Origin of the sequence: Mucilaginibacter gynuensis (assembly GCF_039541195.1) — a bacterium.
In the GTDB taxonomy this organism is placed as follows: domain Bacteria; phylum Bacteroidota; class Bacteroidia; order Sphingobacteriales; family Sphingobacteriaceae; genus Mucilaginibacter; species Mucilaginibacter gynuensis.
The window spans coordinates 1-20,460 of the sequence record NZ_BAABFT010000012.1 but is presented as its reverse complement, the minus strand read 5'-3'; the positions used below and the strand labels follow the sequence as shown (position 1 = coordinate 20,460).

The 20,460-nt window shown below is 43.6% G+C and carries 19 protein-coding genes; 10 read left to right on the top strand and 9 right to left on the bottom strand.

Features of this window, described 5'->3' with window-relative positions:
* Positions 1 to 10: 10 nt before the first annotated feature.
* The 4 genes from ABD894_RS19605 to ABD894_RS19590 all read left to right on the top strand — a co-directional run bounded on the left by ABD894_RS19605 (position 11) and on the right by ABD894_RS19590 (position 5,236).
* Positions 11 to 427, top strand: a complete 417-nt coding sequence (locus ABD894_RS19605) for a GNAT family N-acetyltransferase (protein ID WP_345212772.1) — start codon at positions 11 to 13, stop codon at positions 425 to 427.
* Positions 428 to 497: 70 nt separating this feature from the next.
* A complete protein-coding gene (locus ABD894_RS19600; protein WP_345212771.1) occupies positions 498 to 1,610 on the top strand; it encodes a M20/M25/M40 family metallo-hydrolase in 1,113 nt (370 codons plus the stop codon).
* Between the two features lie 102 nt (positions 1,611 to 1,712).
* Positions 1,713 to 2,612 (top strand): nucleotidyltransferase family protein, encoded by a 900-nt coding sequence (locus ABD894_RS19595; RefSeq protein ID WP_345212770.1) that lies wholly within the window; start codon positions 1,713 to 1,715, stop codon positions 2,610 to 2,612.
* A gap of 335 nt (positions 2,613 to 2,947) precedes the next feature.
* Entirely contained in the window at positions 2,948 to 5,236 is a 2,289-nt protein-coding gene (locus ABD894_RS19590; protein ID WP_345212769.1) for a glycoside hydrolase family 31 protein, read from the top strand.
* 119 nt (positions 5,237 to 5,355) lie between these two features.
* Here the strand turns inward: ABD894_RS19590 and ABD894_RS19585 are convergent, their stop codons facing one another.
* Both ABD894_RS19585 and ABD894_RS19580 read right to left on the bottom strand, forming a co-directional pair.
* Positions 5,356 to 6,903 carry an MFS transporter gene (locus ABD894_RS19585; RefSeq protein WP_345212768.1) on the bottom strand — a complete coding sequence of 516 codons (1,548 nt, stop codon included), beginning with the start codon at positions 6,901 to 6,903 and terminating at the stop codon, positions 5,356 to 5,358.
* Between the two features lie 56 nt (positions 6,904 to 6,959).
* Positions 6,960 to 7,943, bottom strand: coding sequence for a hypothetical protein (locus ABD894_RS19580; protein WP_345212767.1), 984 nt, complete (start codon positions 7,941 to 7,943; stop codon positions 6,960 to 6,962).
* A gap of 191 nt (positions 7,944 to 8,134) precedes the next feature.
* Here ABD894_RS19580 and folE point away from each other — a divergent pair, with 191 nt between their 5' ends.
* A complete protein-coding gene (gene folE / locus ABD894_RS19575) occupies positions 8,135 to 8,800 on the top strand; it encodes a GTP cyclohydrolase I FolE (protein WP_345212766.1) in 666 nt (221 codons plus the stop codon).
* A 175-nt stretch (positions 8,801 to 8,975) separates the two neighbouring features.
* Complete coding sequence (locus tag ABD894_RS19570; RefSeq protein WP_345212765.1) at positions 8,976 to 9,578, top strand: DUF1684 domain-containing protein; 603 nt, start codon at positions 8,976 to 8,978, stop codon at positions 9,576 to 9,578.
* A gap of 18 nt (positions 9,579 to 9,596) precedes the next feature.
* On the opposite strand, the gene ABD894_RS19565 is transcribed toward ABD894_RS19570, so the two are convergent.
* A complete protein-coding gene (locus tag ABD894_RS19565) occupies positions 9,597 to 10,841 on the bottom strand; it encodes a Na+/H+ antiporter (RefSeq protein ID WP_345212764.1) in 1,245 nt (414 codons plus the stop codon).
* Between the two features lie 132 nt (positions 10,842 to 10,973).
* Between ABD894_RS19565 and ABD894_RS19560 the strand changes: the two genes are divergently transcribed.
* From ABD894_RS19560 to ABD894_RS19550, 3 genes are all read left to right on the top strand, one after another.
* Entirely contained in the window at positions 10,974 to 12,059 is a 1,086-nt protein-coding gene (locus ABD894_RS19560) for an acyltransferase family protein (RefSeq protein ID WP_345212763.1), read from the top strand.
* 113 nt (positions 12,060 to 12,172) lie between these two features.
* Positions 12,173 to 13,384: a carboxypeptidase-like regulatory domain-containing protein gene (locus ABD894_RS19555; protein ID WP_345212762.1), complete on the top strand. Its 1,212-nt coding sequence runs from the start codon at positions 12,173 to 12,175 to the stop codon at positions 13,382 to 13,384.
* An 8-nt stretch (positions 13,385 to 13,392) separates the two neighbouring features.
* Complete coding sequence (locus tag ABD894_RS19550; RefSeq protein WP_345212761.1) at positions 13,393 to 14,610, top strand: carboxypeptidase-like regulatory domain-containing protein; 1,218 nt, start codon at positions 13,393 to 13,395, stop codon at positions 14,608 to 14,610.
* Between the two features lie 27 nt (positions 14,611 to 14,637).
* Here ABD894_RS19550 and ABD894_RS19545 read toward each other — a convergent pair whose 3' ends face one another.
* The 4 genes from ABD894_RS19545 to ABD894_RS19530 all read right to left on the bottom strand — a co-directional run bounded on the left by ABD894_RS19545 (position 14,638) and on the right by ABD894_RS19530 (position 17,399).
* Entirely contained in the window at positions 14,638 to 15,168 is a 531-nt protein-coding gene (locus ABD894_RS19545; protein WP_345212760.1) for a nuclear transport factor 2-like protein, read from the bottom strand.
* Positions 15,169 to 15,275: 107 nt separating this feature from the next.
* A complete protein-coding gene (locus tag ABD894_RS19540) occupies positions 15,276 to 15,632 on the bottom strand; it encodes a hypothetical protein (RefSeq protein ID WP_345212759.1) in 357 nt (118 codons plus the stop codon).
* A 47-nt stretch (positions 15,633 to 15,679) separates the two neighbouring features.
* The gene (locus ABD894_RS19535; RefSeq protein WP_345212758.1) at positions 15,680 to 16,588 is read right to left on the bottom strand and encodes a helix-turn-helix domain-containing protein; all 909 of its coding nucleotides are present in this window, start codon (positions 16,586 to 16,588) and stop codon (positions 15,680 to 15,682) included.
* A gap of 46 nt (positions 16,589 to 16,634) precedes the next feature.
* Positions 16,635 to 17,399: an SDR family NAD(P)-dependent oxidoreductase gene (locus ABD894_RS19530; RefSeq protein WP_345212757.1), complete on the bottom strand. Its 765-nt coding sequence runs from the start codon at positions 17,397 to 17,399 to the stop codon at positions 16,635 to 16,637.
* A gap of 143 nt (positions 17,400 to 17,542) precedes the next feature.
* Here ABD894_RS19530 and ABD894_RS19525 point away from each other — a divergent pair, with 143 nt between their 5' ends.
* Entirely contained in the window at positions 17,543 to 18,127 is a 585-nt protein-coding gene (locus tag ABD894_RS19525; protein ID WP_345212756.1) for a hypothetical protein, read from the top strand.
* Here the strand turns inward: ABD894_RS19525 and ABD894_RS19520 are convergent, their stop codons facing one another.
* Together ABD894_RS19520 and ABD894_RS19515 are read right to left on the bottom strand one after the other, a co-directional pair.
* Entirely contained in the window at positions 18,128 to 19,465 is a 1,338-nt protein-coding gene (locus ABD894_RS19520) for an APC family permease (RefSeq protein WP_345212755.1), read from the bottom strand. It lies immediately after the preceding gene.
* A 468-nt stretch (positions 19,466 to 19,933) separates the two neighbouring features.
* Positions 19,934 to 20,460, bottom strand: a 527-nt coding sequence (locus ABD894_RS19515; protein ID WP_345212754.1) for an integrase core domain-containing protein, incomplete at its 5' end; no start/stop codon positions are given.

Sequence of the window (20,460 nt, the reverse complement as noted above, 5' to 3'; positions counted from 1 at the left end):
TTTATATACTATGTCGCAATTATTTATTGAACAAATACGCCCCGAACTAACCTGGCGCTTACGCCAGGAGGTATTATACCCGCAACAACACCTTGCCGAAATGAAGATGGATGAAGATACCAATGGCATCCATTTCGGCGCTTTTTTAAATAGCAAGCTTATCGGCGTAGTGTCGCTGTTTCAGAATGACAAGGATTTTCAGTTCCGCAAGTTCGCGGTTGATCCCGGTTTGCAAAAGCAGGGCATAGGCAGTACCATGCTGCAATACATTACCGACTTTGCCATAACCGAAGGCGGCAGCCGCTTATGGTGCAACGCGCGTTTATCGGCCATTAAATTTTATACCCGCGCGGGATTTACACAAACCGGAAACTTTTTTAACCGTGGCGGGTTTGATTATGAAATATTGCAAAAAGCATTGCAATAAATTTCAAAGCTCATCAGCTTTATTATATTTGCCATAGGCTTTGCTAAAAAGTCTATTTTAAGTGAGAAACATGGCTAAAAAGAAAACGGATACGCCCGAACATACTCCAGTAGTTAACGAAACATCATTATCATTTTTTGAAAAATACATCAATAATGCCTCTCCAACCGGCTTCGAGTGGAAAGGGCAGGAAATGTGGCTTGAGTATATCAAACCATATATTGATGAACATTATGTGGATAACTACGGTACCGCGGTGGGTATCATTAATAAAGATGCCGAGTACAAGGTAGTAATTGAAGCGCATGCCGATGAAATATCATGGTTTGTAAATTACATTACCAGCGATGGTTTGATCTACGTTATCCGCAACGGTGGTTCTGATCACCAGATTGCGCCATCGAAACGTGTAAATATCCATACCGATAACGGCGTGGTAAAAGCGGTTTTCGGCTGGCCTGCCATCCATACCCGTGGCGGCGAAAAGGAAGAAGCCCCAACCCTGAAAAACATTTCCCTTGATTGCGGCGCTACTTCAAAAGAAGAAGTGGAGAAACTGGGAATTCATGTAGGTTGTGTAATTACCTATGAGGATGAGTTTATGGTGCTGAACGACCGCTATTATGTTGGCCGCGCGCTGGATAACCGTGCCGGTGGTTTCATGATTGCCGAGGTTGCCCGTTTATTAAAAGAGAACAATATCAAATTACCTTTCGGCCTGTATATAGTAAATGCAGTGCAGGAAGAAATAGGTTTACGCGGTGCCGAAATGATAGCGCATCACATTAAGCCAAACGTAGCCATTGTTACCGATGTTACGCACGATACCACTACGCCGATGATCAACAAGATTACCCAGGGAGATTTGGCTTGCGGTCGTGGCCCGGTAGTATCTTACGCCCCGGCGGTGCAAACCAACCTGAACAAGCTGCTGATAGCTGCCGCGCAAAAGGCTAATATTCCTTTTCAGCGCCAGGCATCGTCACGTTCAACAGGTACCGATACCGATGCCTTCGCTTACTCTAACGGCGGTGTGCCATCGGCATTAATATCGCTGCCGCTGCGCTACATGCACACTACGGTTGAAATGATACACAAGGAAGACGTAGATAATGTAATACGCCTGATATACGAAAGCTTGCTCACCATTGAGGCCGGGCAGGATTTCAGGTACATCAGGTAATAAATAATTTGTTAAAGCATAAAATACGCTGAATTAATCATCAACACCTATCATTGGCGATCAATACGGTAAATTGACACACATCATAATCACATTTAAAATATGAAACCAACGTTATTAATATTAGCTGCAGGTATGGCCAGCAGGTATGGCAGTATGAAACAGGTAGATGGCTTTGGCCCTAACGGCGAAACCATTATCGATTATTCAATATATGATGCTATTAAAGCAGGTTTCGGTAAAGTAAGCTTCATCATTCGCGAAGAGTTTGCCGAAAACTTTAAAACCATATTTGAGCCTAAATTAAAAGGTAAGGTTGAAACTGATTACGTGTTTCAAGGCTTTGATCTTAAACCTTTCGGTATTGAGAAAGAAGTGGAACGTGCTAAACCATGGGGTACCGCGCATGCTGTATTAGCTGCCCGCAACCAGGTGAAAGAGCCGTTTTGCGTTATCAATGCCGATGACTTTTACGGTTTCGACGCGTTTGAAAAAATGGCTAAATTTTTAACTACAGAAGCATCTGACGATACTTACTCACTGGTAGGTTACCAAATTGATAAAACCTTATCAGAAAACGGTTCGGTATCTCGTGGTGTATGTAAAGTTGAAGATGGCAACATGATAGAGATCAACGAGCGTACACAAGTATACTTTAAAGAGGATGGCAGCGTAGTTTACGAAGATGGTGGTGTTGAGTACCCGCTACCGAACGATACCCGCGTATCAATGAACTTCTGGGGCTTTACTCCGGCTGTGTTCAAACAAAGCGAGCCAATGTTCAAAAAGTTTGTTGAAGCTAATGAAACTAACCCTAAAGCAGAGTTCTTTATTCCGTTGGTAGCTGATGAACTGATCAAATCCGGCGTAGCTTCATTCAAGGTTATCCCAACTGCCAACAAATGGTTTGGTGTAACTTACAAAGAAGACAAGCCAATTGTACAGGAAAATATCTCTGAGCTGGTAAATAACGGAACTTATCCGGCCAACCTTTGGGCATAATTTAAAAATAAAACAAAGATCCTGCCCCACACGGCGGGATTTTTGCATTTAATAAGGCTATCATTATTCATCATCGTCATTGCGAGGTACGAAGCAATCTCTGAACTATGCTTATTTGATTTGCATGTGTAGAGATTGCTTCGTACCTCGCAATGACGCTCTATAATAAAACCCACAGGTGTTGGGAAAACTACTTGTCATCTCGACCGTAGGGAGAGATCTTCTTCGCAATGCATATTGCTACTTGCCCGGAGCAGAAGATTTCTCCTCGTACCTCGTTCGAAATGACAAAAAATTGGTCTTTTCAACACCTGTTTATAATAAAACCGAGCGACATGACAGAAACAGGCAACGTAGAAAATATACTTAAACAAGGCAATGTTTTAATACTTAAAACAGCCACGGCAACGGCTAAAATATCGGTATATCATGCGGCAATTATCAAGGTTAATATTACCCGTAATCCGGATAAGGCCGATACCTCTTTCGCGGTGATACAAAACGCGGAAACGGATATTGAGTATACCGAAACCGCCAATGATATCACCATTGATACCGGCGCGTTAAAACTGATTGTAGGTAAGGCACCGCTGCGTTTTAACTTTTACACTACCGATGGTAAGGTTTTAAGCGAGGATGATAGCCGTTTCGGTGTGAACTGGCAGGGTGAACGGGTGGTTAATTACCGTAAGCTATATGCCGATGAAAAATTTATTGGCCTGGGCGAAAAAACAGGCGGGCTTAACCGCCGCGGTACGCATTATGTGAACTGGAATACCGATGCATCGAGGCATACCATTGAAACCGATCCGTTGTATAAAACCTTCCCGTTTTTTATCGGTCTGCATGATGGGCTGACTTACGGGTTATTCTTCGATAATACCCATAAAAGCTATTTCGATTTTGGCGCTACTACCGATGATGAAATGAGCTGGTTTGGTGCCGATGGCGGGGATATGAACTACTACTTTTTCGGTGCGCAAACCGTGGCCGGAATTATAAAGGATTATACCTGGTTAACCGGTCGTATGGATATGCCGCCATTGTGGAGTTTGGGCTATCAGCAATGCCGTTACAGCTACATGAGTGCCGAAGAGTTGCTGGATGTGGCCGCCAATTTCAGGAAGAGGAAAATACCTGCCGATGTGATCTATTGCGATATTGATTACATGGACAACTATAAGATCTTCACCTGGAACAAAGAGGCTTTCCCTGACCCGAAAGGCATGATAGACCAGCTCAAGGCCATCAACTTTAAGGTAGTAAGTATTGTTGACCCCGGTATAAAGGTGGAGGAAGGTTACAAGCAGTACGATGAAGGTGTAGCGAAGGATTACTTTGCCACTTACAGCAACGGCGATAAATACATCGCCAGCGTTTGGCCGGGCCGCTGCTACTTTCCCGATTTTTTTAACGATGAGGTAAAAGAATGGTGGGGTGCATCGTTCACCGCGCTTACCGAGCCGGGTATCGAGGGCTTTTGGAACGACATGAACGAGCCCGCCGCCTGGGGGCAAAACATTCCGCTTAACGTTAAGTTTGGCGATAAATATATTGGCGAGGTACGTAACGTATACGGCATGGAAATGACCAAAGCCACTTACAATGGTACACGCAAAATATTGGGTAATAAACGCCCGTTTGTATTAACACGCGCGGCCTATTGTGGTACACAGCGTTACTCCGCGGTATGGACGGGTGACAACACCGCTACCGACGAACACATGTTATACGGTCAGCGATTGATCAATAGCTTGGGGTTGGTAGGCATGTCGTTCGCGGGTGTGGATATTGGCGGTTATACCGGCAACCCGACACCCGAACTGATGCTGCGCTGGAACTCCTTGGGCGTATACATCCCGATGTTCCGTAACCATGCCGAAATTGGCACTGCCATGCGCGAGCCATGGCACTGGGGCGATATAAATGAAAAAGTAATTAAAAAGGATATTGAACAGCGTTATAAATTGCTGCCATACATTTATTCGGGTTTTTACCACTCTGCCCAAACAGGCTTGCCGCTAAGCCGCACGCTGGCTATCCATCACACTAATGATGAAAACGTATTCAACCTGAAATATCAAAACCAGTTTATGTTTGGCGACGCGTTACTGGTAGCCCCGGTAGAAAGCACCAAGCTGCTGGCCGACGTTTACCTGCCCGAAGGCAACTGGTACCGTTTAACTACAGGAGAGCAGTATGAGGGAGCACAGGCCGTTGTTGTGCCTGCACCGCTAACCGATTTGCCCGTGTTTGTAAAAGGCGGCAGCATTATACCGATGCAAAGCGTAATACAAAGCACCAGCGAAAAAGGCGACGGCATCCTCGAACTCAACATTTGGAACGGTAACGACGCAACCGAATATGTTTACTACGAAGATGATGGTGATACCTATAACCACCAAAACGGCACCTATTACAAGCGTACTATCAGCTTCGATCCGCAGGCAAAAACCATCACCTTATCTGAAGTAGAAGGCAGTTTTATATCCCGCTTTGATAAAATAAAGTTGGTATTGCACGGTTTTGATAAGGGCCTGAAAGCGTTAACAGTTAACGAAAAGGCTGTAAAACTGAATAGCTTGCTGGCAAATGATAGTAATGAGGTGACGATTGCCTATTAAATATAATTTTTGTTATCCTGTTCTTGGGTAGAGATGAAGTATCTGTAGCTGATTAAGGCTGTAAGCCGGATGCTTTGTTTCTACCTAATTACAATATTTGCTCCAAAAAATTTACTCTATCATAAGGGCTCCTTCTTAACAACATCATTCCTGATAAACAGGAAAGCCATTAATGCACCTAAGAAACCTAAACCGGCGGAGATGCGCATAATGCTGCCATAAGCGCTGATGAAGCTTCGATGATAGGCCTTTTCTATAACCATTTTATCATTGTCACTGATATCAGCAGGAACTTTGGCATTCCCCAAATCGGCCGCTGCGGCCATTACTTCCTGCTTTTGTTTGGTGTTGATGGGAATTTCTTTCACCTGTGTTTCTAAAGCCCCTGTAAAGAACAGCACCGCCAAGGCGCCGAATATCGCGTTAGCAAAAACATTGGCAATACGGGTTATGGCATTGTTTACACCCGATGCCGTGCCCGAAAAATGATCACTTACCGAACCCATTACCGCCGTGGTAAGCGGCGCCACCGTGAACGACATGCCCAACCCAAACACAATTACACCGGGAAAAAAGGTTGTCCAATAATCGCCGGGGCCATTGGTTTGTTGTACAAAGGAGAGAATAAGCAAGCCAAGGCCCGCCGTGGCCGGTCCGCAAATAAGCAACCATCGGGGGCCGTGCTTATCTGCCAGTGCGCCTGCAAACCGGGCAATGGTGATCATCAGTATAGTAAACGGTAAAAACGTTAAGCCCGATTGCAACTGGGTATATCCCTGTACCTGTACCAAATTAAGCGATAAAAAGAGCATCCCCGCGCCAAGGCCAGCGTAGAGGAAAAACGTAAGCAGGTTTGCGCCGCTAAAAGTTAGGTTACTGAACAGTTGCAGCGGCATCATAGGGTACCGGCTATTTTTTTCTATCAGGATAAAAGCGATCAGTAACAATATTCCGCCGCCCAAAGAACCATATACCTGCCAGTGCGCAAAGCCAATAGCCGGGATCCGCAGGAAACCGAAAGTGAGCAGCGCTAATCCGAGAGCTATCGCGATAGCACCCCATAAGTCGAGCGTTTGGCCGGTATCCTCTTCACGGCTTTCTTTAACCTTAAGCCATACGGCCACCAGCGCCCCAGCGCCGATAGGGATATTGATGAAAAAGATATATCGCCACAAACCGGCATCGCCCAAAGCACCACCCAATATAGGCCCGCCAAGCGTAACCACCGTAGTTATTGCCGACCATGTACCGATGGCCTTGCCCCGCTCCTGCTCGTTAATTGATGCCGAGATAAGCGACAGGCTGCCGGGAATCATAAACGCGCCACCAATGCCCTGTACAATACGAAAAATGATGAGTTGGGTAACATCCGCCGCCAGTCCGCAAGCTGCCGAACCTATTATAAAAATGAAGATCCCCGCCATGAATACCTTTTTGCGCCCCAGCCTGTCGCCAAGCGAGCCACCGATAAGAATGAGCGAGGCCAGCATCAGCAGGTAAGCGTTCAGTATCCAAAACAAATCGGCACCGGTAGCGTGCAGGCTTTGCTGCAAAGAGGGCAGCACCACGTTTAGCGCCGTACCATCAATAAATGCCATAGCCGATGCCAGTATAGCCGACACCATTACCCATTTACCCCCCGAACTATTTAACGCTACGGCAGCCATAAAACCATGGTTAGCAGATTGATATCAATACTACAAAGGCCTGGTGAAAAGGTTTGCTATTGGCGATATTGCGGTGAAGGTGTAAGTATGGTTATCCCCTCTTTATCGGTAATGGCCAGCTGTTTTGTATGGCGTTTAAAAACTATTTGAGGAGGGGTATTACTGTCGCTTATTATACTCGATCGCTGATCTCCGCTATCAAAGTCTTCTTGCCTGTCAACAACTTCCCCGGTTTTAATATTTATAATTTTAGGATGACCAACAGTATCCCAGGCAAAATCAGCATTAATGGCAAACAGGTTACCAAATTCAACATCAACCTTTGCTTTGCTCTCTATCGTCCTGGTTAATATATTCCAAATTGCAATATGGTTTTTTAAGAAACCCGTAGCTTCATCGTTTATACTTTCGTCAGATGCCCCTAACAGCACAAGCTCATCATCAATAAAACTCGCGGTACAAATTTCGGCCGTATGCTCATCATACAAATGCCATTGATCAAGCAATAATGGGTTGTTAAGGCATTCAGTTATGTTAAAGGCATACACAACATCCAAAGGATGCCATACCCAACCTTTACTCATGAGATATTTGCTTCCGGGACTAATTTCAAATCGCGAGTGAAACACGTCAGCAGGTTCTCTGCCGGGGATATCAGTTACCAATTCGCCCGTTTCAACATTCTCAAAATCAATACGGCAATATTCTAAAGGGCAATGTATTAAATAAGTAACCCCATCAACTGTAACAAAAGCGGCCGGGTATTCATAAGCATCAGCACAATAATATGATCTGTTGATCTCCCGTAGCTCTTCACCATCTTTTAATAGCAGCCCCTTAGTACCAAGCCGTTTATATATAAAAGCATATTGCCCATCTGCCGACGTAATAGCAGCGTCAAACCCAAAACTATAATATGTGCCGCCTTGCTTAACTGTACCATTGGCAAGGTATGTTGTGGTTTTCGCCCAATCAATAATGTTGTCGCCAACCCAACTAATGGTTGATAAAGAGCCTGCTTTAATTGTTTGTATTTCCATCAGTGTTATGTGCAGTACCCGCAAATTAGAACCGCGCATGTATTTGTTAAAGATGGCTAATTTTGTTTAATATGGCTTTAAACATATTTTCAAAAATCACCTGAAAAATGTTTAACAAATGTAATAAGCCAAATTAACACATTCATCATTAACGCTTAATAGCTAAGTTGCAAGCCAAATAGTTGAATTGTATGGATAGCAACCTTTCTTTAACAGATATTGAAGACATTTTAGGCGAGCAGCATGTAGGCACCAGCTACGATACCCCATTGCGTGGTGATGCTTTTAACCTTACCGACGAAGAGAAGATAAAGGCCATCAGTTATCATTTCAGGGAAATTATGCAAACCCTGGGGCTCGATCTTACCGACGACAGCCTGAACGGCACTCCCGGCCGTGTAGCGAAAATGTATGTTAAAGAAATTTTCGGCGGACTTAACCCTGCCAATAAACCACAGGTAACCCTGTTTGATAATAAGTACCGCTACAGCCAAATGCTGGTGGAAAAGAATATTACCGTGTATTCCAATTGCGAACATCATTTTGTACCGATAATAGGCAAGGCGCATATCGCTTACATATCGTCGGGCAAGGTAATAGGGCTTTCAAAACTTAACCGAATTGTACAATATTACGCGCAAAGGCCGCAGGTACAGGAGCGCTTAACCATACAAATTGCCAACGAACTAAAAACCGTTTTGCAAACCGAAGATGTTGCCGTAGTAATTGATGCCGAGCACTTATGCGTAGCATCGCGCGGGGTAAAAGACATTGGCAGCAGCACCATTACCGCCGAATATTCGGGCGCCTTTTTAGAAGCTACAAAGCGCGATGAATTTCTTCAATATATTAGATAGTAATAAATAGAAAATATCTATAACTAATAAAAGCGGCAGAAAACACATTTTTTACACGCTTAACCCAATATCCTAAGCCTTGCATATTTAATTATCGCGGGGTTTTTATTTTTTTTATAACAAATCCCGCTAAATAAATAAATTGCGCATTGAAACAGAACACGTTCAATACACAATGAAATATTTATTCCTGCTCTTTATCCTTGTCGCTACAAATAGTTTCGCGCAAAATTACAACACCGTACTGGCAGCTCATCGCCAAAGTTATAAGGACGATTTTTTGAAGGATGCCAATTCGCCCCTCAAACAAACCGATCTGAAGAACCTCCATTTTTATGATGCCGACAGCACTTACCGGGTAATTGCCGATGTGGAAATATTACTGAACGAAGCCACCTTTCAAATTCCGACGTTCAATGGCAGCAACCAGCAATATGTACGTTTTGCCAAAATATCGTTCACACTTAATGGCAAACCGCAACAATTAACTATTTACAGAAATCCGCGCCTGTCAAAAATGGAAGAATACAAAGACTATCTTTTCCTGCCCTTTACCGATGAAACCAACGGCAACGAAACTTACGGCGGCGGCCGCTATATCGACCTGAAAGTGCAGGATATTAATGACGGCCATGTAGAGATCGACTTTAACAAAGCTTATAACCCATACTGCGCCTATGCTGATGGTTACCAATGTCCAAAACCACCATCGGAAAACAGCCTTAAACTAAAAGTGGAGGCGGGCGAAAAGCAATATTCGGGAGAGAAGAAGCATTAACCGTGAAAGCAGTTTGACTTATTCGCTTTTTAACCGCTTCACAATCCACGGCAGGCTAAGCCCCTGCCCTATCAGCGTAAACAATACCACCACTACCGATATAAATATAATAGCATCCCGCTGCGGGAACGGTGTGCCGTCGGCAAGTTCATGAGGTAAGCCGATGGCAATAGCCAATGACACAATCCCCCTCATGCCCGACCAACTGATGATCAAACTATCTTTCATGTTGAGCAGCGCTTCCTCGGTGATTCGGTGTTTACCTTTATCGAACGCCCTTTGCAGATTAATGCGCTGCAAAAACACACGGATCATGCGTAACAACAGGGCAAGTACAGTAATGATAAAAGCATAACCAATATAAGGCAACACCTGGCTTGGGCTAATGCTTTTTATAACATACGGAAACTGTAATCCTATTAAAATAAAGATCAACCCATTCAGCAGAAATATGATCACATCCCAAATGGATTTTGATTGCTGTTTCAACTTTTCGGGGAATACCTTTTTGCTGAACCGGGCAATACTCAGGCCAAGCAGCACCACCGCTATCACCCCCGAAACATGCAGGTCTTCGGCTATTAAATAGGTTACAAAAGGCATCAGCAACATAAAGCTAATGGTTACCATACTGTTATTATGCACCCGGTTGATAATAAAGGCCAGTATTTTACCCATAACAAGTCCTACCAATACCCCGCCTGCCATCAATATGGCAAACTCTAAAGAGGCCTTCCAAAACACAAAAGCGGTACCCGTTACCGCGGCCACGGCAAAGCGATAAGCCACCAGCGCCGAGGCATCGTTTACGAGGCTCTCCCCTTCTAATATCGTGTTGGTGCTATGCGAAAGGCCAAGTCCTTTGGTGATGCTCATGGCAGCCACGGCATCAGTAGCTGAAAGTATAGCACCCAGCACGAACGACAATGGCCAGGTCATCCCCGGAATAAGATAATGCGCTACCACCGCTATGCCCGATGCCGTGATAAACACCAGCGTTATAGCCAGTGTGCTTATAGTGTTGATATTGGTTTTAAAGGTGGGGTACGATATATTGAACGCGGCATCATACAGCAATGGCGGCAAAAATATCAGGAAAACTATTTCGGGGTTTAAAGCGATATTGGGGATGGAAGGTACAAAGCCTACGCCGATACCTGCGATAATTAACAACACCGGGTAAGGCAGTTTCACCTTATCGGCAATGGCCGATAGCCCAATCATAATGGCGAGTATAAATATAACTATGCTGTAATTCTCCATTCAATGCTTTAGGTTGGCAAAATACTGAAAGATAACACAGCTTTCAAGCCAATAGTTTTACGGCTATAGTCCGGCGATAAATAAGCAGCCTATGTGCCGCTGTTTTTTGCTATAATAGTACCGAAAGCAAAAATGACCGAAAGCACCAACATCATACCCGTAAAACCGCGAAAACTTGAGGGCATACAAATACTGCGTGGCATAGCGGCGGCTATGGTTGTGTTTTGCCATGTGGTTAACGCGGTGTATAATTACGATCATGGTCAATCGTTACTTGCTAAAAAGCAGTTTATTTTATGGGGCACATCGGGCGTTGATATATTTTTTGTGATCAGCGGCTTCATCATCTATATCACCACGGTTAACAAAAACAGGCAGGCTGACAGCGCACCGGCATTTATGCTTAAACGTGCATTACGCATCTACCCCTTATACTGGCTGTTTACAACGGTATATGTACTGCTAATTTTAAGCGGACTGGCATTCAGATCGAACCCGATAACGCCATTATACACTATATCATCTTACCTGCTGATCCCGGCTGATAAACCCGGGCACCATGGTTTCATCCACCCCATTGTATCACAAGGCTGGACGCTTGCTTACGAGCTATATTTTTATCTCATATTCTCTTTGGGGATACTATTGAAGCAGAAAAAACATTTTATCCTCTACCTGTGCATCAGCCTGTCGGTATTAGCAGGCCTGGCACTATCATTTAAAAGCGTTTATCTACCGGTTACAGGCCTTATCAGTTCGCCGCTTATTATGGAGTTTGTTTTAGGCGTTTTGCTGGCGCGATTGTTTCTTCATCTGCAAAAAAGCCAGCTGCTCTTTAAAAGTAACTACCTGTGTGCCTTGCTGATCGCGATTGCCTTATTGGCACTTTACTTCGAACCAGTTAACGTTTCAAGGGTAGCATACCGTGCGCCTTTGGCGGGCTTAATGTTGCTTACCGCGGCAATGCTGTGCCCGGTAAGGTCGGCAGTTAACCGGTATTTGATCTATTTAGGCGATGCATCGTACTCCGTTTATTTAACGCACGGGTTGTTTTCATTGGCTATTGGTACTTTGCTAAAAAAGGGATGGCTTGGGATGATTGATCCGTCTCTCATTATATTGTTATTTACAGCGATTGCTATTATTGGTGGGGTGTTGGTTTATACATGGATAGAAAAGCCGCTAATGATCCGTCTGAAAAGATCAACACTGAAATGAGTTGACTCATTTGCAATGCAGCATAACCTAACAATTATGTTACTGTTGTTTAATTTGGGCAAACCGGGCTTTTAAATTTTAAATTAACAACGGTTAGTATCTATATTTAAATAATGAAACCTTGTTTAACTATCCTGCTGTTTTTTTTAACCGCGACATGTTTTGCGCAGTACAAAATTACGGGGATAGTTTATGATGCCGATGATAAAAAGCCACTGCCCGGTGTAAATGTATTTTTAAACAATACTACAAATGGCACCCAAAGCAATCCGGAGGGCACCTTCAGTATAAACAATGTTAAACCGGGGCAGTATGAGTTGATAGTTTCTATGGTTGGTTACCAAACTTTTCATTATGTGGCTAAGGTAAATGATGATATTAAAGTACCCCAGATCAGCTTAAAAACTAAAGCCACCTCACTGTCGGGCGTAAATGTAAAACCGCGCCCTGTTTCAAAAAGAAATATCAGCGACTTTAAAGATGAATTGATAGGCCGCTCAGATTTTGCAAAACAATGCGAAATAATCAACCCTAATGTTATAGATATAAATTACAACTCTGCCGACAAGATATTAACAGCAAGCACATCCGGATTTTTAATAATTGAGAACAAAGCATTGGGCTATAAGGTGAAATACCTCGTTAATGATTTTATTAAAGACGAGAAAAAACTATACGTTTACTATGAAGGTTATGTACAGTTTGAACCATTGGAAGGTAACGCCGCACAACAACAAATTTGGCGGCGTAACCGCATGGTAGCATACAACGGTTCATCGCGACATTTTTTACGGGCGGTATTAGCTAACGATATACAAGGCGAAGGATTTAAAATGTATAAGCTTAGCATTAACCGCGACAGGCCATCAGATAGCCTGATCAATGCCAAGCTTAAACAATTTTGGGCAAGCGGCATGGCTAATACTAACATTTCAGTATCAAAAGATTCTCTTAACTATTGGAGAGCCAAGCAGCTTTTGCCAAATTATTTTTTATCCGGTGAGTTAAGCGTCAAAGCTATCATTCACCCAACCGACCAGCGCTCGTTATACGCCATTAGTTACCCTGAAAAGTTTTACATCGGGTACAAAATCAATAAACGGAATATGGCTATTGGCAGCATGCCTAATTTTATTGGCGCTGCTCAAACCTATAGTTTAGGTAATGGAGAAACAGTATTGACCATAAAAGAGCCTTTTGCTTTTTTTGATATAAACGGGGTGTTCATAAACCCATCTGCCATACACATGGAAGGTTACTGGGGCCGGCAACGTGTTGCCGAACTTTTACCCACCGATTTTGAACCTACCGAAAGCAGCCTGTAATCATACTTATGAAACCTTATTTAACTATTTTTCTATTTATTTTATCTGCTGCCTGCTTCGCTCAACATAAAATTACGGGTACGGTTTATGATGCTGACGATAAAAAACCGCTACCCAATGCCACTGTTTTTTTGAACAATACTACAAATGGCACTCAGACCAATAATGAGGGCACGTATAGTGTAAACAATGTTAAACCCGGCCAATACGAATTAATTGTTTCGATGGTTGGCTATGAACCTTACCGTTACTCTGTTAAGGTATATAACGACATCAAGATACCGGCAATTTATCTTAAATCGAAAACCACCTCACTCTCGGGTGTAAAGATAAAAGCACGGGAGATCTCTAAAAAAGATATCAGGGCATTTAAAGATGAATTAATAGGCCGGTCGCGCTTCGCGAAACAATGCGAAATTATTAACCCGAAAATAATTGACATCAATTATAATGCGGCCGATAAGCTATTGACCGCAAGCACATCTGACTTTTTAATTGTTGAAAATAAAGCTTTAGGCTACCGTATAAAATATCTCGTTAATGAATTTACACGTGATGAAAAAAAATTATATGTAGCCTACGAAGGATATATACAATTTGAACCAATGACCGGTGATGCCATACAGCAGCAACGTTGGCGGCGTAACAGAATGGAGGCTTACGAGGGATCATCACAACATTTTTTACGCTCTGTTTTGGCTAATGACACAGAACAGCAAGGTTTTAAAATATTTGAGTTGTCGCCTAATTATAAAAGACCATCGGATACCGTGATTAATGCCATGCTTAAAAAATACAGTGACCGCGCGCAATTCGGCAGCGCCGCCTTCAGACCCAATGACTCATTAGCTTATTGGCGAGACATACAGAACTTGCCAAAACTGCTCTATTACTGGTCGTGCGAGTTGCATGACCGAAACTTTATTTATACAACAGACCAACGCTCACTCTACGCGATGAGCTATCCCGCAACAATGTTTATTACTTATAAAAATAAAAAAAGCAATAAAACACCCAATAGCTCATTCAACCTTGTAGCAGTAAATCAGCCCAACAGTTTAGGGCAATGGGATACCATTGTTTATCTTAACGAACTATATGCTTTTTTTGATATTAATGGTGTATTTGTAAACCCGGCGGCCATAAAAATGGAGGGGTACTGGGGTAAACAGCGCCTTGCCGACCTTTTGCCTATTGATTTTGAACCAGGTACTGATGCTTTGTAAATACCCGTTAACCCTCCTGTTATCCCATTATTTCTTTGCAGGATAATGCCTTATCTTCTCGTCGTACACTACAATTTTTTCGTTTTTAAGCAATACATCGTCGACATAGTAGAGTGAATCTTTTTTACCCTTTTTGTCGGTCCATTTTTCAACGTACCATAAGGTAACCCATGTTTCTTTGTTATCGGGATAGTAGGTGGTCATCCAGGTATCAAACTCCTTGGATACATCCGTTATTTCGCTTCTCATCTGCGACAAGATACCTACTAAACTATCGCGCTTTCCCTTAAAATAAAAATTGTCGGCCACAAAGGTTACGGTATCGGCAAAATCTTTAGCGGCGGCCTTTACATCTCCGGCATTGTAATTTTTAAGACAGTTAAGTACGATAAGCGCGTTCTTTTCATCGCCTTTTTGCCAGTTTAACGAATATTTGGCTTTAAAGGGATAATTGAGTTTCGAGGTAGTATCAACCGTTGATTCTGTAGTTGTAGTGGCCTTGTTTTGGCATCCGGCGAAAGCCGCGCATAAAAGCAGCAGCAATAGTGATTGTTTCATTGATTATAGGTTTAAATAAATAAGTAACAATGCTAACAAACATGCCGTTGCGAGGGGCCGCGCAATACTTTGATAAATATACTAAAATTGATATAAAACCCTAATAATCAATTACTATTTCGCCTTAAAAACAAAAAACCACCAAAAAAGGACATGGGCGCGAAAATAAAAATAGCGAACCACTGCGTCCAATGGCTGCCGCCTGATTGGGTAAGCGAAAAAACAGCGAATGCCGCTATAATAAAAGACAGGATAACATTCATGCGTGAACGCTTGGTTGCCGCTATCAGCTGTAAAATAAAGCCACCCCAAAAAGCGAAGAAGGCACCGTACGCCACGGTAAAAAGTTTAAACCCTAAGCTCGCGGATCCGTGCGGGTTTTGATGCGATATTTGAAACAGCAGTACAGCCGGAACGGCAAAAATGGCATAGCCGGCAATAATGCCCAGTATATTTCTTATCATTTTGTTGGTTAATTAATTGGTTATAATTATCAACTAAAATAAGATTATTAGGCCCTAAATGCAACCGGCGTAAAGGAAGTTTGCTTTTTAAAAAAATTAGAGAAATGCGCCAGATCGTCAAAACCGAGGGTGTACGATATTTCGGCAATGTTCCAGTGGGTTTGCTTCAGCAATATCTTGGCCTCCTGTATCACCCTTTTGCTGATGAGCTGAGTAGTGGTATTGCCTGTAACTTCTTTCAATACTTTATTGAGATGATTTACGTGCACGGCCAGGCGGTCGGCATAATCTTTAGCGGTACGCAGGCCAAGCCTTTGCTGTGATGGCTCCAGCGGGAATTGCCGCTCCAGCAGTTCGATAAATAAAGAGGAGATTCGCTCGGCAGCATTCTGCCCTGCGCTAAGTGCCGACAAAGGCTGCAGCTTTTGTCCGTAGTGGATCAGCTCCAATACCATATTGCGTAGCAGATCGTACTTGTACTTATAATCGGCCCCCAGTTCCTTAAGCATTTTCCGGAAGATATATTCCACCTCCTGCGCTTCGGTTGAGCCAAGCTGAAAAACGGGTAATTGCCCGGGTTGAAATATCGGCAGATCATCCAGCGTAACACCTGCTTTATGGGGTGTAAGAAAATCGGCTGTAAAAATACAGAACATGCCCGTTTGGTCGGCATCTGCCGGGAGCCAGTGATAGGGTATTTTGGGCGTTGCAAAAAGCAGGGCGCTTTCGCTGATGTCAATTACTTTATCAGCATACTCGGCCTTGCTTTTTCCCCGCAACCAGCTTATTTTATAATAAGCGCGCCGGCTATAAGGCATTATCCTGTCGCCGGTTTTCTTATCAAACAGCTTTTCGGTTTCAAACACATTAAAATGACCGATCTCTTTATGGATACCATCAGGAAGCGGCGCGCCGTTTCGCTGATAAAAGTCATCGAGTGAAGAATTGGTGATCATAATGTGTTTGCTATATTCAAATTTAACAATTTTAACCCGTTAAGGTTTATACCAGCATACCGCCCGATACTTCTATGCGCTGCGCGTTTACCCAGCGGGCATCATCGGTACATAAAAACGCTACAACACCGCCAATATCATCGGCTTCGCCGGGCCTGCCCAGGGCGGTTATTTCGCTTACTATTTTTTGGGTTTGCTCGCTCGCCCTTAAATGGCCGCCGCCAAAATCTGTTAGTATGGCACCGGGAGCAATTGTATTGGCCCTGATGCCGCGCGAACCAAGCTCTTTAGCCAGGTAACGGGTAAATACTTCTACCGCGCCTTTCATTGCTGCATAAGCCGACGACCGTGGCATCGCCACACGTGTAAGGCCACTGGATACATTAACAATACCGCCGCCATCATTCATCAGCGGGAGCATTTTTTGCGTTAAAAAGTAAACGCCTTTATAGTGGATGTTCAGCAATTCGTCGAAAAACTCTTCGGTAACATCGCTGATGAGTTGATAGCCGCCTATGCCCGCGTTATTCACCAGGAAATCGATATGATCGGTAGCAAAATTAGCACTTAAAACCTCACTTAATTTTGTTGCAAAAGCGTCAAAGCTTTTAACATCGCCGGTGTTGAGTTGCAGGGTGGCTGCTTTCCGTCCGCTTTGTTTAATTTGTTCTACTACCTTTTGCGCGTCGTCGGCTTTGCTGTTGTAGGTAATGATTACATCTATGCCTTTTTCGGCCAAACGCAGGGCCATGTCTTTACCCAGGCCACGGCTGCCGCCGGTTACGAGGGCTATCTTATTTTTTGTTTCCATTTTGTATCTAATTTTATAATACAAAGATGGAGAGGATTTAAGGCAGGGTGTTTGAACGAATCAATCTGTTATTTGCGAATTTCAAATAATCGATACAAAAACGTTAGCTTTACGAGGACGAATAACCTTATCGCAAGAACCACATGAATGACTATATATCAAGCGGACTTTTATTTTTTATCGTATTTATTATTGTTGGTATTGCCGGAGGCATACTCTACCTCATATATGTCCCTATCAGGAACTGGCTGCTTCGATCAGGTAAACTGACGGCATCGAAAAGCCTTTTGATAAATCGCATTTACGTTTTAATTATTTTGTTAATATCCGGCTATGAAACCTATACCGCCATTTTTCCTGATGACAGTTTTTATAAGGATGAATTTGAAATCAACACAGGTATCCAGCTACCGGATTCTGTCAGCCTTACTGATAAAAATTCATCCTATCTGGATATATACGGAGATTATTGTGCAACGGCAATAATTAAACTGGATGCAAGCGATTACGCCAAAATAAAAAATCAAATTACGAACAAACCCGATTTTGACATTGATAAAGCTTCACAAAAAGCTGGTGTTTATTCGGGATTTTACGATATCACCAAAAAAATAAAAGATAAAGATAACGATATAGGTGTAGTATTATTCAACAAGGAAAAACAGTGGTTTAAGGTCGCGTTTCTAAAAGACAATAGAACTATCATTTTTGAAAAATGCAGCTATTGACTAACCCTTAACTCCATTAAGTCTGATGATCAATTTATAAAATGGCCACGACACGATAAACAGCGATGCCACGATAAGAAAGCTGCGCACATCATTAATCATAAAACCAACCAATAATACCAGTGTAACCAGCAGCGCAAGTATGGTCATGTAAGGATAGCCCCATGCCTTGTAAGGCCGTGGCAAATCGGGTTCTTTTTTGCGTAGCCACAACAACGCTGCGAACGAAAACGACGTAACAACGGTAAGCATTACCGCGCCCAAACCGAAAAGCTGTTCGTAAGAGTTATTGAGGATAAGCAAGAGCGACAACCCATAGCAAACCAGCATACTGTAATATGGCGTACCGCCCTTGTTTAAATAAGTACCCTGCTTTATAAAAAAACCTTCGCGACTTATGCCGAAAAGTATTCTCGGCGGTATCATCATATAGGCATTTAATATGCTGATGATAGTAAAAATGGCCACAATGTTAATAAACATACCTCCCCAACTGCCAAAAGCTATCTTCGCCGCGGCCGATGCTGCCAGGGGCGCCCCGGCAACCGTACTAACCGGTAGTATATACAATATGGCCGCATTCACCAATATATACAATACGATAATGGCCGATGCGCCAATAAAGTACGATCGTGGTATACTCTTCCCAGGGTCATCATTTTCTTCAGCAAAAAACGATGCCGACATCCAGCCATCATAAGTACTCAATATCAGTTGCATCGCTTTAAAAAAAGCCACCACTATAGCGCCGTTAAATATTGGCATTGAGCTAACGGGTAAAGCCTGTCTTGCTGCCGGTTTTACTAAAAAACAGCCTGTTATCAACACCAAAAACAAAAGAACCTTTAAAAAGCTGGTGATCTGCTGTGTAGTACTGCCGCTTTTTACCCCCGGCAAATTAATGAGTGTGAATAAAGTTAAAAAGCCGGCAGCAAGCAGGGTTGAATGCCCGATTAGCTGCGGGAAAAGCATGGCGGTGTATTCGCCCAATACAACGCAGAAGAAGGCAGGTGCAATAGCGTTTTGCACAAAATCAAACCAGCCGGTAACAAAACCGGTGTAATGGCCAAAAGCCCGCTGTATATAATTGAAGGCTCCGCCTACCTTGGGCAGCATGGTAGTGAGCTCGGCATACGAACTGGCCGATAGCAGGATATATAACCCGGTGATGAGCCAGCAGCTGAGGATTAAAACTTCATTTGGTAATAATGCCGCCACGCTGCCCGGCGTGCGCAATATCCCCGCGCCAATAGTGCCACCAATTATCATGGATACGCCAAAGGCCACGCCCAGGGTTTTCTTTAATTTAGGGGCGCTGCTCGCAAGTTTCTCATTCATTTGGGCTGGCTGTCAATAGTTTGGTTTAAAATACTATTATTTCAACACTATTTAATCTAACACGCCAATTTATTAGTGATTTTTCCAACCCTCTCCATTGGAGAGGGTTTTAGGTTTTTCTTACTCGTCAGTAAACAGCTTCGGGCGAAAACGGGCAGAACTGTGGAGGCTAAGAGCGCAAAGGCGGGCATAGGAACTTGTTGCATGTGGGTAAGGAACGCGTGGTGGGGCAAAAGCTCCAGCCCAAAGTTCTGCACGCTTTGCGGGGCTATGGCCACGTGCGGCAAAGAAGCCTTTTGCTGGACAAGGGTTTTGTTACTTTTGCCCTCAAAAGTAATGGGCAACTGCGGCCAAGAGCAGACTGACGCAAATTACAGCACAACCTCAACAAAGGCAGAAGAACGCGACGAGATTGCTTCGTTCCTCGCAATTGTAAGGGTTTATTAATTCGAGGACAGATTAGTTGATTTATGATTTGTTGTTTAGGGTGATCATATCGATAGGTTTTTTGCCTCCAATACCTTGGTGGGGTCTTTCCCAGTTATAGTACACCAGGTATTGTACCAGCTCATCTTCGAACTCTTCAAGGCTGTCAAAGTCGGCTTCTTCGATGAGGTCTTCTTTGAGAGTTCTCCAAAAGCGTTCCACCTTTCCATTGGTTTGCGGGCGGTAGGGCTGGATGTAGCGGCGCTTGATGCCGGTTTCCATCAGCATCCGCTCGAAAGGATGGTTGCGTTTGTTCTGACTGTTTGCAGGTCCAAACTCGGGACCGTTATCAGCAATGACCTCCTCGAACTGGATGCCGAACTTCTCACGGATCATCCGCATACAGCGCATGGCTGCAAACATGGCGGTAAGGGCTGTAATATCTTCCATCACTTCTGCAAAAGCCACCCGCGAGTAATCATCAATGACACAAAGCAGGTAAAGCTTGCGGTGTTGCCCCCGAATGATGGTCCTGCTCAGGTGATGGCAATCGATATGGCCTAATTGTC